16 protein-coding genes and 1 tRNA gene are annotated in these 15040 nt (G+C 70.8%); 9 read left to right on the plus strand and 8 right to left on the minus strand.

Going from position 1 to position 15040, the window contains the following annotated elements; genetic code table 11:
- Window positions 1-22: 22 nt before the first annotated feature.
- Window positions 23-313, minus strand: coding sequence for a hypothetical protein (locus tag ASE68_RS06275; RefSeq protein WP_055856350.1), 291 nt, complete (start codon window positions 311-313; stop codon window positions 23-25).
- A gap of 179 nt (window positions 314-492) precedes the next feature.
- Here ASE68_RS06275 and ASE68_RS06280 point away from each other — a divergent pair, with 179 nt between their 5' ends.
- On the plus strand, window positions 493-1557 hold the full coding sequence (locus tag ASE68_RS06280) for an ATP-dependent DNA ligase (RefSeq protein WP_055856352.1): 1065 nt from the start codon (window positions 493-495) through the stop codon (window positions 1555-1557).
- 34 nt (window positions 1558-1591) lie between these two features.
- Here the strand turns inward: ASE68_RS06280 and ASE68_RS06285 are convergent, their stop codons facing one another.
- Entirely contained in the window at window positions 1592-2170 is a 579-nt protein-coding gene (locus ASE68_RS06285) for an Lrp/AsnC family transcriptional regulator (protein WP_082462068.1), read from the minus strand.
- A 128-nt stretch (window positions 2171-2298) separates the two neighbouring features.
- Here ASE68_RS06285 and ald point away from each other — a divergent pair, with 128 nt between their 5' ends.
- Complete coding sequence (gene ald / locus ASE68_RS06290; RefSeq protein WP_055856356.1) at window positions 2299-3399, plus strand: alanine dehydrogenase; 1101 nt, start codon at window positions 2299-2301, stop codon at window positions 3397-3399.
- A 24-nt stretch (window positions 3400-3423) separates the two neighbouring features.
- Here the strand turns inward: ald and ASE68_RS06295 are convergent, their stop codons facing one another.
- Complete coding sequence (locus ASE68_RS06295) at window positions 3424-3789, minus strand: metal-sensitive transcriptional regulator (RefSeq protein WP_082462328.1); 366 nt, start codon at window positions 3787-3789, stop codon at window positions 3424-3426.
- Window positions 3790-3821: 32 nt separating this feature from the next.
- Window positions 3822-4130 carry a rhodanese-like domain-containing protein gene (locus ASE68_RS06300; protein ID WP_055860848.1) on the minus strand — a complete coding sequence of 103 codons (309 nt, stop codon included), beginning with the start codon at window positions 4128-4130 and terminating at the stop codon, window positions 3822-3824.
- A gap of 236 nt (window positions 4131-4366) precedes the next feature.
- Here ASE68_RS06300 and ASE68_RS06305 point away from each other — a divergent pair, with 236 nt between their 5' ends.
- Together ASE68_RS06305 and ASE68_RS06310 are read left to right on the plus strand one after the other, a co-directional pair.
- Window positions 4367-8056 carry an ATP-binding protein gene (locus ASE68_RS06305; RefSeq protein ID WP_055860851.1) on the plus strand — a complete coding sequence of 1230 codons (3690 nt, stop codon included), beginning with the start codon at window positions 4367-4369 and terminating at the stop codon, window positions 8054-8056.
- On the plus strand, window positions 8053-8259 hold the full coding sequence (locus ASE68_RS06310) for a hypothetical protein (RefSeq protein WP_055856357.1): 207 nt from the start codon (window positions 8053-8055) through the stop codon (window positions 8257-8259). The genes ASE68_RS06305 and ASE68_RS06310 overlap by 4 nt, the downstream gene beginning before the upstream one ends.
- 42 nt (window positions 8260-8301) lie before the next feature.
- On the opposite strand, the gene mscL is transcribed toward ASE68_RS06310, so the two are convergent.
- Genes mscL through ASE68_RS06325 form a run of 3 tightly spaced genes read right to left on the minus strand, consistent with a single transcriptional unit; the run spans window position 8302 to window position 9736 of the window.
- On the minus strand, window positions 8302-8739 hold the full coding sequence (gene mscL, locus ASE68_RS06315; RefSeq protein ID WP_055856360.1) for a large conductance mechanosensitive channel protein MscL: 438 nt from the start codon (window positions 8737-8739) through the stop codon (window positions 8302-8304).
- A gap of 29 nt (window positions 8740-8768) precedes the next feature.
- On the minus strand, window positions 8769-9122 hold the full coding sequence (locus ASE68_RS06320; protein WP_055856363.1) for an FmdB family zinc ribbon protein: 354 nt from the start codon (window positions 9120-9122) through the stop codon (window positions 8769-8771).
- A 35-nt stretch (window positions 9123-9157) separates the two neighbouring features.
- The gene (locus ASE68_RS06325; RefSeq protein ID WP_055856366.1) at window positions 9158-9736 is read right to left on the minus strand and encodes a 5-formyltetrahydrofolate cyclo-ligase; all 579 of its coding nucleotides are present in this window, start codon (window positions 9734-9736) and stop codon (window positions 9158-9160) included.
- Window positions 9737-9807: 71 nt separating this feature from the next.
- Between ASE68_RS06325 and galU the strand changes: the two genes are divergently transcribed.
- The 5 genes from galU (at window position 9808) to ASE68_RS06350 (ending at window position 14297) form a co-directional block, all read left to right on the plus strand.
- Window positions 9808-10707, plus strand: coding sequence for a UTP--glucose-1-phosphate uridylyltransferase GalU (gene galU, locus ASE68_RS06330; protein ID WP_055856368.1), 900 nt, complete (start codon window positions 9808-9810; stop codon window positions 10705-10707).
- Between the two features lie 2 nt (window positions 10708-10709).
- A complete protein-coding gene (locus ASE68_RS06335; RefSeq protein ID WP_055856370.1) occupies window positions 10710-11372 on the plus strand; it encodes a GNAT family N-acetyltransferase in 663 nt (220 codons plus the stop codon).
- A 52-nt stretch (window positions 11373-11424) separates the two neighbouring features.
- A complete protein-coding gene (locus ASE68_RS06340; RefSeq protein ID WP_055856373.1) occupies window positions 11425-12453 on the plus strand; it encodes a hypothetical protein in 1029 nt (342 codons plus the stop codon).
- Window positions 12454-12520: 67 nt separating this feature from the next.
- Window positions 12521-12596: transfer RNA gene (locus ASE68_RS06345), tRNA-Ala, on the plus strand.
- A 189-nt stretch (window positions 12597-12785) separates the two neighbouring features.
- Window positions 12786-14297 (plus strand): MFS transporter, encoded by a 1512-nt coding sequence (locus tag ASE68_RS06350; RefSeq protein WP_082462071.1) that lies wholly within the window; start codon window positions 12786-12788, stop codon window positions 14295-14297.
- A gap of 40 nt (window positions 14298-14337) precedes the next feature.
- Here the strand turns inward: ASE68_RS06350 and ASE68_RS06355 are convergent, their stop codons facing one another.
- On the minus strand, window positions 14338-15033 hold the full coding sequence (locus tag ASE68_RS06355; protein ID WP_055856379.1) for a DNA alkylation repair protein: 696 nt from the start codon (window positions 15031-15033) through the stop codon (window positions 14338-14340).
- Window positions 15034-15040: the final 7 nt, after the last annotated feature.

The raw sequence follows: 15040 nt of genomic DNA on the forward strand, positions 1-15040 counted from the left end.
TCGACACGCCGGGGCGAGTCGGTCAGGTCCAGTCGACGGCGTGGGCCCAACCGGCGATGTAGGCGCGCTCGTTCGCGCCGAGTTGCACGGGCTGTGCGGGTGAGGCGTCGACGGCGATGCCGCAGATCTCGTGCACGCGGCGGACGACGAACGGACGCAGCGGTTCGGTCGGGTTCGCCAGGATCTCGCGCTGGAGACCCCGGTCGAGCAGCGTCCACCAGGTCCCGATGGGCGGGAGTCCGATGGGCGGGAGTCCGGTGGACTGGGGGGTGGTCGTGGTGCGCGCAGGCGCATCGGTGATGCGGTGGTACATGTGTGTTTCCTCGTTCTGGTCGGCCACGTCGTCGGGGGCGACCGGAATAGACCATACGCCACGAATCCGAACATTCGCAGGGCTTGCCCCGGAATGCCGGATGTCGCCTCTGTGAACGGGTCGGAATGCCTGACCGAAGAGGTCTGTGCGATCCGGCGTTCACGGAGCATGATGGACGGATGGACCTGCCGGTGATGCCTCCTGTCTCGCCCATGCTGTCGAAGGCCGTGAAGGAGATCCTCGACGTCGGGCACGTGGAACCCAAGTGGGACGGGTTCCGCACGATCGTGTTCCGCGACGGCGACGAGATCGAGCTCGGCAGTCGCAACGAGAAGCCCATGACCCGGTACTTCCCCGAACTCGTGGAGGCGTTGCGGGCGAACCTGCCCGAGCGGTGCGTGGTCGACGGCGAGATCATCCTCGTGCGCGACGGCCGCCTCGACTTCGATGCGCTGCAGCAGCGCATCCACCCTGCGGCGTCGCGCGTGAAGCTGCTCGCCGAGCAGACGCCGGTGTCGTTCGTCGCATTCGACCTGCTCGCGCTCGGCGGCGACGACCTCATGGAGCGGCCGTTCGGCGAGCGACGTGCTGCGTTGGTCGAGGCGCTCGCCGCGGCATCCGACCCGATCTTCGTGACCCCGGCCACGGCCGACCTCGACGAGGCGCGCGAATGGTTCACGCGCTACGAGGGCGCTGGGCTCGACGGTGTCGTCGCGAAACCGCTCGACGGTGCGTACCTGCCCGACAAGCGCACCATGTTCAAGGTCAAGCACGAACGCACGGCCGATTGCGTCGTGGCCGGGTTCCGCTGGCACAAGACCGGCGACATCGTCGGCTCCCTGCTGCTCGGGCTCTACGACGACGACGGCCGGCTGCACCACGTGGGGGTCGCGGCCTCGTTCACCATGGCGAAGCGGGCGAGTCTGGTCACCGAGCTCGAGCCGTTCATCGAAGAGGACCTGTCTCGGCATCCGTGGGGCGAATGGGCGGCCGCCGAGGGGCAGCAGGGCACGCGGATGCCGGGGGCGGTGAGTCGCTGGTCGGCGGGCAAGAACCTGTCGTTCGTGCCGTTGCGGCCCGAGCTCGTGGTCGAGGTGGGGTACAGCCAGATGGAGGGCGACCGGATTCGCCACACGGCGCAGTTCAAGCGGTGGCGGCCCGATCGGGATGCCGCGTCGTGCACGTACGAGCAGCTCGAGTCGCCCGACGGGCTCGACCTGTCGCAGATCCTGCCCGTGCGCTGACCGGCGGTGCTGCGGCCGGTTTCGCCGCGCCGGGTCAGATCACCGCGCGGAGCCCGGCGGAGAGCGCGGTGTGATGCTCGAACACGAGGTTCGTCTCGGTGAGGGCGACCGCGGGGTTCGCCGAGAGGTTCTTCAGCACGAACTGCCGCACGTGCTCGCTGTCGCGCACGCGCACGTGGATGAGGAAGTCCTCGGTGCCGCCGAGGAAGAACAGCTGGGCGACCTCTGGCTCGCGGCGCAGCTCGTCGGAGATCTGCTCCATGAGGTGCCTGGCGCCCGGCCGGATGCGCACGCTCACGAGCGCCTGCAGGGTGAAGCCGAGTGCGACCGGGTCGATCTCGGCGGTGTAGCGCACGATGACGCCGCGTTCGCGGAGCGAGCGCACGCGGGCGAGGCAGGTCGACGGCGAGATGCCGACGGCCCTGGCGAGGTCGACGTTCGGGGTACGGGCGTTGTCGTGCAGGCGGGCGATGATCGCGCGGTCGACCTCGTCGAGTTCGACCGGGCCGGAGATGCCGCCCGGCGCCGTACCGGATGACGCAGTGCCGGATGACGCTGTGTTGGATGACGTCGTACCGGATGACGCTGTGCTGATCTGCGGCGCATCGGTCATGTCGAGGCATCCTTTCGAACATATGAATCGAGTAACGCAACTCTACCGAATTCTGTGCGGTGCACCTTTCGATCGGGCGCATAAGCGGCGAAAATCAGAGGTACAGTCCCATATCGTTCGGAGCCCCCATGTACATCGGCGTGCCTGCTGAGATCAAGAACAACGAATTCCGCGTCGCGATGACGCCCGCCGGCGTGCACACGCTCGTGCAGCGCGGGCACCGCGTCGCCATCCAGGCCGGCGCCGGGCTCGGCGCCGGATTCACCGACGACGAGTACGTCACCGCCGGCGCCGAGATCGTCGCGACGGCCGCCGAGGCGTGGTCGGCCGAGCTCGTGCTCAAGGTGAAGGAGCCGATCGAGGCCGAGTACGGGTTCCTCCGCGAGGACCTCACGCTCTTCACCTACCTGCACCTGGCCGCGGACCTTCCGCTGACGCGCGCGATCCTCGACTCGGGCGTCACCGCGATCGCCTACGAGACCGTGCAGCTCGCCGACCGTTCGCTGCCGCTGCTCACCCCCATGAGCGAGGTCGCCGGCCGTCTCGCACCGCAGGTCGGCGCGGCCGAGCTGCTCGCCTCCAAGGGCGGCCGCGGCGTGCTGCTCGCGGGCGTTCCGGGCACCACCCCGGCGAAGGTCGTCGTCATCGGCGGCGGCGTCGCGGGGGAGCAGGCGGCGGCCACCGCACTCGGACTCGGCGCCGACGTGACGGTCTTCGACATCTCGCTGCCGAAGCTCCGCGAGCTCGACGCCCGCTACGACCACCGCATCAAGACGCTCGCCTCGTCGCCGTACGAGATCGCACGTCAGGTCGCCGACGCCGACCTCGTCGTGGGCGCGGTGCTCGTGCCCGGTGCCGCGGCACCGAAGGTCGTCACCGACGAGATGGTCTCGCGCATGCGGCCGGGTGCCGTGCTGGTGGACATCGCCATCGACCAGGGCGGATGCTTCGAGGGTTCGCGCCCGACCACGCACGCCGAGCCGACGTTCCGCGTGCACGACGCGATCTACTACTGCGTCGCGAACATGCCCGGCGCCGTGCCCGCGACCTCGACGCCCGCGCTCACGAACGCCACGCTGCCCTACGCCGTGCGCATCGCCGACCTCGGCTGGCAGGCCGCGCTCGCCGCGGACCCGGCGCTCGCCAAGGGCCTGAACGCCTCGGCCGGCCGCCTGACCAACGAGGGCGTCGCGCTCGCGCACGGGCTGGAGCTGCAGACGGCCCCGTGATCCGTCGCTGAGCGGTCGGCGGGCTCAGGAGAGCGTGAGGAACAGCTTCTCGAGCTCGTCGACCGTGAGGTGCTCGCCTCGGGCATCGGATGCCGCGGTCGGGCGTTCTTCGTCGAGGAGGTCGCGGTCGCGGTCGAGGCAGTCGCGCATGGCCGTGGCGATGATCGCGAAGCCGGCCTTGTCGAGCGCGCTCGACACGGCCGACAGCTGCGTCACGACCGCGCGGCAGTCGGATCCGGACTCCACGGCGTCGATGACCGCGGTGAGCTGGCCGCGCGCCCGCTTCAGCCGGTTCAGGATGCGGCGCTGCGCGTCGGAGGTTGGCGCCTCGGAGGTCGGCGACTCGGGGGCCGTCGCCGAACCGTGGGCGGGCACGCCGCTGAGCGACATCGCGACGGTCGACGCGGCATCCGTCGTCATGGTCACTCGGTGCTGCCGAGCGTGAGCGGCAGGCCCTGCCGGTGCCACTCGACGATGCCGCCCGAGATGTTCACGGTGTCGACGCCGAGGCTCTCGAGGTAGGCGGCGGCCTGGGCGCTGCGCCCGCCGATGTGGCAGAGCGTGTAGACCGTCGTGTCGCGGGGCACCTCGTCGACCCTGGCGACGAGTTCGCCGAGCGGGATGTGCAGCGCGCCCTCGATGCGGGCCTGCTCGAGTTCGCGCGGTTCGCGCACGTCGAGGATGACGGCGCCGTCGAGCTCGTGCACTTCGGTGGGGGTGATCTCCTGCATCGCGGCGGGTTCCTTCGGGTCGATGCCGTGCGGTGGATGGGGCACGGGCTGGAGCGGTCGAGGCTACCACGATACCCATGGGGTATCCGAAGCCGGTCCGATCGGCGCTGCATCCCACGAATCGGCCCTCTGGGCCTTATCGTTTCCGTGTGCGGCGGCTCGATCGGAACGAAGAAGAGGACCTGCTCCTCGACCCGGAGTCGGCTGCCGCTGCCGTAGAACGCGATCCGGAAGCGATGACTCAGAACCTCACGAGCCCTCACAGCCTCAGCCTCGGCGACCCAGATCTGGTCGCGGGCAACGTCGCCGAACCCTCGTGGCGCCGGTGGCAGCGCGAGCTCGAGACGGTCGGCGGGCGATCGCCGCTCGTGCGGTTCGTCGACACGCCGCGCACGCGCATCGAGCTGTCGACGACGCACCCCGGCGGGCTTCCGCAGTTCATCACCGGCCGGTCGACGCTGCTCTCGAGCCTCATCCGCGACGAGCTCGCCCTGCGCAACGCGCGCCTCGCGGCAGCCGAGATCACGCAGAAGGGCGTCGAGCTGCGCTCGGTGCGCGGCGTCGAATCCGTGCACCTGGCGATCGGCCTGGCCTCGTGGCGCAACGGCGGCGAGGAGTTCCTCGCACCCGTGCTGCTGCGCCCGCTGGCGATCCGCCGCTACGGCCGCGACTTCGAGCTGAAGCTCAAGGGGCAGCCGTTCCTCAACCCCGCGCTCGCCCGCGAGCTCCGCGAGCAGTTCCAGATCACGCTCGACGCCGACGCGTTCGTCGCGCTCGCGATCACGAACGGCGTGTTCAAGCCCCAGCCCGTGATCGATCGGCTGCGCGGCCTCACGAGCCACCTGCCGTGGTTCCAGGTCGCCCCGCGCCTCGTGGTCTCGTCGTTCGCGGAGGTCGGCCCCTCGATGGCCGCGGATGCCGCCGAGCCCGACCATCCCCTCATCGACGCGATCGCGGGCAACCCGACCGCACGTGCGGCCTTCGCCCACGGCGGCGAACGCGTTCGCCCGGTGCCGCAGGACGAACGGCCGCCGTCGACCGACACTCTGCTGCTCGACGCGGATCCCGAGCAGGAGCGCGTGGTCGCCGAGATCGAGGCCGGCACCTCGCTCGTCGTGAAGACCCTCCCTGGCACCGGCGGCACGCAGACGATCGTCAACGCGGTCGGCGCGCTGGTCGCGAAGGACCGCCGCGTGCTCGTCGTCGGCGCCCGTCGCGCGAGCCTCGACGGCATCGTGCACCGGCTCGGCCAGGTCGGCCTCGGGGGAGCGGCCGTCACGACGGCGAGCCTCCGCCGCGACCTCATCACGTCGATCTCGCGCAACGAGAAGGTCGAGCGCCCCAGGGTCGCCGATGTCGACGACGCACTCGTCCGGTTGCGCAAGGCGCTCGTCGACTACCGTTCGGCGCTCACCCGACCCGAGCCCTCGCTCAAGGTCTCGGTGCTCGAGGCCCTCGGCGAGCTCGCACGCCTCGCGCTGCTGCCTGCGCCGCCGTCGACCACCGCGCGGCTGTCGCACGCCTCGCTCGTGGCGCTCGCCGACGGCCGCGAGAAGGTGTCGCGCGACCTCGTGCGCGCGGCGGCCCTCGGCGAGTTCAAGTACGGCCCGGGCGACTCGCCCTGGTACGGCGCCTCGTTCGCGTCGTCGGCCGAGGCGACCGAGGCCCACGACCTCGCGAAGCGCCTGAGCAACGTCGACGTGCCCCGCCTCATCGATCGCGGCCGCACCCTCATCGGGCAGACGCGACTCCGCACGTTCGAGTCGATCGCCGAGCTCGGCGTGTTCCTGCGCCTGCTGCTCGACGTGCGCGAGACCCTCGACCGGTTCCGTCCGTCGGTGTTCGACCGTCCGCTCGGCGAGCTCATCGCCGCGACCTCGCCCCGCCGCGAGTCGCCCGGCATGTCCGGCGCGAACCGTCGCCGCCTGCGGCGCCACGCGCTCGAGTACGTCCGCCCCGGCGTGCACGTCACCGATCTCAACGCTTCCCTCCGTGGCATCCAGCAGCAGCGCACGCTCTGGCAGCGCTACTCCGAGGCGGGCTCGATCCCCGGGGTGCCGGTCGGACTCGACGACGTGCACGTCGCGCATCGGTCGGTCGATCACGACCTCGGCGTGCTCGACGGTCCGCTCGGCCTCGTGGGCACGCCCCGCCGACTCGCCGCTCGCCCCGTGCGCGACCTGACCACGATGCTCACCGGGCTCGCGGCCGAGTCCGAGGTGCTCGCGAACCTGCAGGAGCGCACCGCACTGCTCGGCACGCTGCGCGACCTCGGCCTCGACCCGCTGCTCGTCGACCTCTCCAGGCGCCACGTGCCCGAGCAGGTCGTCGCCGCTGAGCTCGAGCTCGCGTGGTGGCAGTCCGTGCTCGAGCAGATGCTCGCGACCGACACCGCCCTGCTCGGCGCCGACACCGCACTGCTCGACCGGCTCGAGGGCGACTTCCGCCTCGTCGACGAGGCGCACGCGTCGTCGGCCGGTCCGCAGCTGGCCTGGCACCTCGGCGAGAACTGGAAGGTCGCGCTCGTCGACCACCCCGAAGAGGCCGGCCACCTCAAGCGCATGCTCCGCGGCGATCGCGTCGACGCGGCGCGGCTGCAGCACGACACCCCGCACCTCTTCCGGGCTCTCGCCCCGATCTGGCTCGCCTCGCCGTACGACGTCGGCGCCATCGACCCGTCGGTCTCGTTCGACACGGTGATCCTCGTCGACGCCGGGTCGACGACCATGGCCGAGAACCTCGGCGCCATCCGTCGTGCGAAGCAGGTCGTCGCGTTCGGCGACCCCGTGACACAGACGCCGACGATCTTCGAGACCGGCCTCGACGACCCCGATGCGACGACGGATGCCGCGGCCGCCGTCGAGCGCGAACCCGACGGCGTCGATGCACTGCACGCCGACTCCGCGCTCGCCCGCCTCGGCGAACTGCTGCCGACCATGACGCTCACCCGCAGCTACCGAGCCGGAGGAGAGGACCTCGCGGAGCTCGTGAACCGTCGCTTCTACGGCGGCCGCATCGAGTCGCTGCCCTGGGCGGGCAGCTTCCTCGGGCACGGCAGCCTCGGCCTGCACTACGTACGCGGCAACGGCCTGCCCGACCAGGTCACCGGCACCGTCGAGAGCATCGACTCCGAGGTCGCCAAGGTCGTCGAGCTCGTCATGGAGCACGCGGTGAAGCGCCCTCGCGAGTCGCTCATGGTCGTCACCGCGAGCACGCGCCACGCGGCCCGCGTGCACCAGGCGGTGCTCGCGGCATTCGCCAAGCGCACCGACCTCTCGGACTTCATCCTGAAGGACCGCGCCGAGCCGTTCACGGTGCTCACGCTCGAGCAGTCGGTGGCCCAGAGCCGCGACCGGGTCATCTTCTCGGTCGGCTACGGCCGCACCCCGCACGGCCGACTGCTCTCGAACTTCGGCTCGCTCGGCGAACCCGGCGGCGACCGCCTGCTCGCCGTCGGCATGACCAGAGCGCGTCGATCCATGGACATCGTCTCGGCGTTCCGGCCCGACGACATCGACGAGGAGCGCCAGGCGCACGGCGTGCTCGCCCTCGCCAGCATCCTCAGCCAGACCGAGGAGCGCGCGGCCGAGGAGCCGAGCGGCACCTCGGGGGCCTCGATGCTCGACGACCTCGCGGCCAGGCTCCAGCGCCGCGGCATCCGGGTCAGCCCCGGACACCGGGGCAGGCTCGCGCTCGCCGCCGCGAACGCCGGCAAGGCCGTCGTCGTCGAGACCGACGAGGTGCTCACCGGGTACAGCCTGCGTGAATCGCTGCGGCTTCGGCCCGACGTGCTGCGGCGCCTCGGCTGGCACTACCTGCGCGTGCACAGCTTCGAGCTGTTCGGCAACCCCGAGGCGGTCGCCGACCGGGTCGCGACGCTGCTCGGCAAGCCTCCGGTGCTGCCGCCGGATGCCGCGTCCGCATGAACGACGAACGTCAGCGCGTCGAGCGGGCGAAGGGTCGTGCCCGGCGCGCGCGCCTGACGCCGGCGCCCGGCACCGATCCGACGCCCGAGGCGCCGGTGCCCGGTCGAGACGCGGTGGCCGACGACGAGGACGCTGGGCGCGCGGCATCCGCTCGCCCCGAAGACGAGCGCCTCAGGCGCGAGAAGCCGCCGCACTGGGGCTGACCGCGTCGCGCCCGGCTCGAGTGCCGGTCAGCGCGGCCGGGCTCAGTGCCTGGGCTGGTGCGCCTCGCCGGTCGGGCGCTCGGCGAGCAGGTCGCGGATCTCCGACAGCAGGGTGAGCTCGGACTCGGGCGCGTCGGGGTCGGGCTGGCCGGCCTTGCGCTTCGCCTCTGCGTGCTCCTTGAGGGTGTTCATCGGGAGGACGAACACGAAGTAGACGACCGACGCGACGATGACGAACGTGATGATCGCGCCGATCACGGCGCCGAGCTTCACGTCGGAGGTGCCGCCATCGAGGGTCGGGATGGTCCAAATCAAGGCCTCGTCGAGGCTCTGCGCGTTGAAGACCGCCCCGATCAGCGGGTTGATCAGGTTGTTCACGATCGAGGTCACCACGGCCGTGAACGCCGTGCCGATCACGACCGCGACGGCCAGCTCGATCACGTTGCCCCTGAGGATGAACTCCTTGAAACCCTTCAGCACCTTGCCCCCTGCTGTCTCATCGATCAGGTCTAGGCCACGCTAGCCGCGGATCCGCCCGAAGACGAACCCGACGAACCGCCGGACGACGAACCTGATGACGAACTCGACGACGACGAACCGCCGGAGGAACCCTTCGACGAGCCCTTCGAGGACTCGCCCGACGACCCCTTCGACGCGGGCACCGACGAACCGCCCGAGGCGCCGCCGCTGCGCGAATCGGTGCGGTAGAAGCCCGATCCGTTGAAGGTGACGCCGATCGAGTTGAACACCTTGCGCAGCGGGCCCCCGCAGGACTCGCAGACGGTGAGGCTGTCGTCGGTGAAGGACTGCTGGATGTCGAAGGCGTTACTGCACTCGGTGCAGCGGTACGAATACGTGGGCATGAAGGGACTTTCGGCTCGAGGGGGTGCGACGCCGGTCAGAACGCGTGGATGCGCGTCGGGGTGACGACGCCGTTGACCGGCTGATCGTGCACCTCGCGCGGAACGTCTTCGACGAACTCGCTGTCGAAGACCACGGCGTACACCGGAGGACATTTTCCCATCGAACCGAGGGTTTTGTCGAAATAGCCTCGACCCCAGCCCAAACGCATGCCCGTGCGGTCGATCGCCGCGGCCGGAACGATGATCAGGTCGACGTCGTTGATCGCCATCGGGCCGAGCAGTTCGCCGACCGCCTCGGGGGTGCCGTGCAGGCCGAGCACCTCGTCTTCGGACTCCCCGATGGTCCAGTCGAGGAGGCCGTCTTCGCGCGTCACCGGGAACAGCACCCGGATGCCGTGGTGCTCCGCCCACTCGACGAACGGACGCGTGTCGGGCTCGGACGGCATCGAGAGGTAGCACGAGACCGACGCGGCATCCGTCGACCCGACGAGCTCCTCGAGCCTCGAGGTGAAGCCCTCGGTCGCGAGACGGCGCTCGTGCTGGGACATGTTCTGGCGGCGTTCACGGAGCTCCGCGCGCAGAATCCGCTTCTGGACGGACGGATCGTCGGACATGCCCCTCATCCTAAGACGATGTTCAACATTCGTAACCGCGATGGAACGGGCTTGCGGATACGCTGAAGCGCATGACTGAACGCATCACCAAGGCAGTGATCCCGGCAGCCGGCCTCGGCACTCGATTCCTTCCCGCGACGAAGGCCATGCCGAAGGAGATGCTGCCGGTCGTCGACAAGCCCGCGATCCAGTACGTCGTCGAAGAGGCGGTCGCCGCCGGACTCGACGACGTGCTCATGATCATCGGCCGCAACAAGAACGCGCTCGCGAACCACTTCGACCGCGTCACCGAGCTCGAGCACACCCTCGAGACCAAGGGCGACGACTCCAAGCTCTCGAAGGTCCAGGAGTCCAGCGACCTCGCCGACGTGCACTTCGTGCGCCAGGGCGACCCGAAGGGCCTCGGGCACGCCGTGCTCCGCGCCCGCAAGCACGTCGGCAACGAGTCGTTCGCCGTGCTCCTCGGCGACGACCTCATCGACGCCCGCGACCCGCTGCTCACGCGCATGCTCGAGGTGCACGCCGAGCGCAACGCCACGGTCGTCGCCCTGCTCGAGGTCGACCCCGACAGCATCCACCTCTACGGCGCCGCAGCCGTCGAGCCGACCGACGAGGGCGACGTCGTGCGCATCACCGGCCTCGTCGAGAAGCCCGCGAAGGAGGTCGCACCCTCGAACTACGCCGTGATCGGCCGCTACGTGCTGAAGCCCGACGTGTTCGACGTGCTCGAGCACACCGAGCCCGGCAAGGGCGGAGAGATCCAGCTCACCGACGCGCTCATGGAGATGGCCGGCGACGTCGAGGGCACCGGCGGCGTCTACGGCGTCGTCTTCCGCGGCCGCCGGTACGACACAGGCGACAAGCTCGACTACATCAAGGCCGTCGTGCAGCTCGCGGCCGACCGCGACGACATCGGGCCCGAGCTCAAGCCCTGGCTCGTCGAGTACGTCGCCGGCCTCGGGCGCGCCTGACGATGCCCGCCGCCGCGATCCCGACGCTCCGCGACGGCGACCTCGTGGTGCGCCCCATCCGGGCGCGCGACGCGAAGCAGCTCGAGCGCGTGCTGCTCGACAACCGTGCCTGGCTCCGGCAGTGGGAGGCCACGTATCCGGGCGGGGGCTCGGTCATCGACACGCGCGCGAGCATCCGCAACCTGCTCGCGCACGCGCGCGCCGGTCACGCGCTCCCGTTCCTGCTCGAGGTCGACGGCGAGATCGTGGGCCAGCTGAACGTCTCGTCGATCGTCTACGGGTCGCTCTCGTCGGCCTCGATCGGCTACTGGGTCGCGCAGACCGCGGCGGGCCGCGGCATCACGCCCGCGGCCGTCGCGCTCGCGACCGACTACTGCTTCCAGGTGCTGCGGCTGCACCGCATCGAGATCTGCATCCGACCCGAGAACGGGCCATCGCTGCGGGTCGTCGAGAAGCTCGGCTTCCGCTACGAGGGCCTGCGTCGGCGCTTCATCCACATCGACGGCTCGTGGCGCGACCACTTCTCGTTCGCGCTCGTGGCCGAGGAGGTGCCGAGCGGCGTGCTCAGGCGGTGGCGCGACGGGCGCGCCCCGATCGACGCCGCGCGCATCCCGGCCGATGATCGCACCGCCGCGGCGCAGCCGCTTCGGCTATCAGATCATTGACACACCCCGCAAGCACCCCCGGCATCCGTCCGTGGTGACCTAGCGTATTCACATGGGTGTGATCGGCGGGGGTCTGCTCGTGGCAGTGGCCGCGGCATTGTGGATCGCGTACCTCATGCCCATCTGGTTCCGGCGTCGGCAGTACCTCGCGACCGAGCGCAATGCGGTTCGGCTGCAGCAGACCCTGCGCATCCTCGCCGAGACGGCAGAGACGCCCGAGCCGGTGCTCATCGAGGCCAACGCACGTCAGATCGCCCTGCACCAGCGCGCCCTGCGCGAGCAGGAGCGCACGGCGCGCCTCGAGGCGCAGACCACCGAGCGGCTCGCCATCGCCGAGCGCAGGGTCGCCGAAGCCGCGGCTGAGGCTGCCGCCGACGTGGTCGCGCACACCCCGATCGCGCACGCCTCGCGCACCGAGCCCATCGAGGTCGTCGCTCCGGATGCTGCGGCCGGCCGTTCCAAGCAGGCTGCGCCCGCCGGGTCGTCGCCCATCGCCTCGCGTCGCATGCTGCGGCGACGCCGTGCCCTCTGCTCGCTGCTGCTGCTCGTCGGACTGCTGACGGCCGCCGGCGGTCTCGTCGGGCTCGTCTTCGGGGCGTCCCCGCTCGTCGCCGTGGCCGGCGGGGCGCTCGTCGCGCTGGCCTTCACCGCACTCGCGTCGCTCGCCCGTGTGCGCACGACCGCACCGGTCGCGGCACCCGTGGCGCGTCCCGTCGTCGAGGCCTTCGAACCGGTCGAACTCGCCGCAGACGACGAGCGTCACGAAGGATGGACACCGCGTCCGCTGCCGAAGCCGCTCACGCTCTCGCGGGGCACGATCGCGGCGACCGCGATGGCCTCGATCGAGGCCGCCGCCGAACTGCAGCGCGTCGCACAGGAGGCCGAGCGGGCCCGCCGCATCGAGGAACTCGCGACGCCCGTGCCCACGATCGCGCCGGCCGCGCAGACGCCGCAGGCGGCGCCCGCGAAGGTCGCGCCGGAGCCTGCGAGCCCGTACGCGGGCATGGGCGTGGTCGGCGAACCGCAGCGGAGATTCGGCGATCTCGACGCCGTCCTGCAGCGTCGGCGCAAGGCCGGCTGAGCGGCCGATCGAGCCTGCTGGGGTGGTCGGAACCACCCGTTCAGTGGTGATAGGCTCGTACTCGCTCGGGCCCATGGCGCAGTTGGTAGCGCGTCTCGTTCGCAATGAGAAGGTCGGGGGTTCGAATCCCCCTGGGTCCACCAGCAACCAGAAAGGCCCCGGAATCATCCGGGGCCTTTCTGCATGTTCCGGTGCGCCCAGAGGCCTCGAGACGTCGGTGCAGGCGCACTCCGCGAACGGTCAAAAGCAGTGCTCGGCCAACTCGTACGATTGCGATCCGCCACCTCGGCGCGCCGCCGGCCTCCTGAATCGCCGGGCGTAGTCTGGCAGGGATGTCGCAGCCACCGGTCACCAGGTCCCTTCCCGTCTCCGAGCAGCATCGGTGGCGCGCGTACTGGATCTGCGTCGGCGTTGCCGCGCTCACGATCCTCGACCTGTCGAAGGTCAACGTCGGACTGCCCTCGATCGAGGCGGCGTTCGACGCCTCGGCGACGCAGCTGCAGCTCATCGTCGCGGGCTACGTGCTGACCTTCGGACTCACGCTCGTGCCCGCGGGACGCATCGGCGACCAGCGGTCGCGCAAGACCCTGTTCGTGACGGGCCTCAGCCTCTTCCTCGTCACGAGCCTCGTGGCGGCGGTCGCGCCGAACATCACGGTGCTGCTCGTGGCCCGACTGCTGCAGGGGGTCGCGGCCGGCATCCAGATGCCGCAGGTGCTCGGCATCATCCAGGAGCTGTTCCGCGGCAAGGAGCGCGGCAAGGCGTTCGGGCTCTTCGGTGCCGTCATCGGGCTGGCCACGGCGTTCGGCCCCACGCTCGGCGGACTCATGATCGCGATCGGCGGGCCCACCGACGGCTGGCGCGGCATCTTCCTCATCAACGTGCCGCTCGTGATCATCGCGCTCGTGCTCGCCATCTGGTTCCTGCCGGTCACGCGGCGCCCGTCGAACGACCCGCTCTCGCTCGACCCCGTCGGCCTCACCCTGTTCGCCGTGACCGTGCTCGCACTCATGTGGCCGTTCCTGTTCACGACGGGCTCGCCGAGCGACAACCCCGCCCGATGGTGGGTGCTCGTGGTGTTCGTGCTCGCCCTCATCGGGTTCCTCTCGTGGGAACGGCGGTACGCGGCATCCGGGCGCCAACCGCTCGTGCCGCTCGCGCTGTTCGGCGTCGCGTCGTTCCGCAACGGCATCTCGCTGGCGAGCGTGTACTTCGCCGCGATGCCGTCGATGTTCCTGCTCACGACCCTGTACCTGCAGGACGGGCTCGGCCTCGAGGCCGTGTTCGCCGGCATGGTCAGCATCGGCTTCGCCCTCGTCAGCGCCCTGAGTTCGTGGATCGGCGGCAACCTCGTCAACCGGCTCGGCCGGCCGCTCGTGGTGGCAGGTCTCGTGCTGCTGCTCGTGGGCATCGCGCTGCTCGTGCTCGTCGCGATCACGACGCCGGCCGAGATCACCCCGTGGGCGATGGCCGGTGCGATGGCCATCGCCGGCGCGGGCGGCGGACTCGTGGTCTCGCCGAACCAGACCCTCACGCTCATGGACATCCCGGTGCGGCAGGGCGGGCTCGCCGGCTCGGTCGGGCAGCTCGGCCAGCGCATCGGCACGGCGATCGGCACCGCGGTCACGCTTTCGCTGTTCTACTCGACGATCTACCGCGAGTCCGACGGCGAGCCCGACCTCGAGGTGTACCACCACGCGTACGGCTACGGCATGCTCGCGGTCGCCGTGCTCATCGCCATCGCGTTCGGCATCGGGGTCGCCGACCTCGGCTCGCGACGCCGCCACCGCGGTGAGGACGGCAGCGGCTCACTCGGAAACGACGACGCGGCGGCCGTGGGCTGAGCAGCGCTCGTCCGAGCCCGAGTCGGTACCCCAGCGCCGGTCAGCCGATCGCGAGGATGCGTGCGCGTTCGGGCTTGTCGTAGTGCTCGAGCGCGGCGCGAAGGGCGACCCGCGGCATCGCTGCGGCCCGAGGCTCGAGGAACGCGGTGAGCCGCGGACGGTCGAGGTCGCCCGCCGAGCGGAGCACCCAGCCGAGCGCCTTCGCCACGTAGGGCTCCTGATCGTCTGCGAGCGTCGTGGCGATGGCGTAGGCGTCCTCGAGCTCGCCGCGCTTGAGGAACGCGAAGGTCGCGACGAGCGCCGTGCGTCGTTCGGGCCAGGCTCCGGATGCCGCGAGCCGCCCGAGCGGCGAACGATCGCGTTCGAGCAGCCACCCGCCGACCACGTCGCGCGCGGCGAGGTCGACGAGATCCCACTGGTCGATGCGGTCGTGCCGGCGGAGGTACAGCTCGTAGAGCTCGTGCCGGCGGGACTCGGGCGTGCGCCGGTGCGCCGCCGACTTGCCCATGATGCTGCAGGCGAGGGCGCGCACCTCGTGCGTCGGCCGTTCGAGCAGTGCCTCGAGCTCGGCGACGGGCAGGTCGAGCGCCGTCTTCGCGAGGTCGAACACCGCGCCCATGCGCACGCCGATGAAGGGCGCCGAGTCGTCGGGCGGGAAGAACCGGGTGTACTTCTGCCGCTCCTCGGGCGTCGCGAGGGTCTCGAGCTGGGCGACCAGCGCCGCGGCATCCGTCATCTCGCGC

The organism is Agromyces sp. Leaf222 (genome assembly GCF_001421565.1).
In the GTDB taxonomy this organism is placed as follows: domain Bacteria; phylum Actinomycetota; class Actinomycetes; order Actinomycetales; family Microbacteriaceae; genus Agromyces.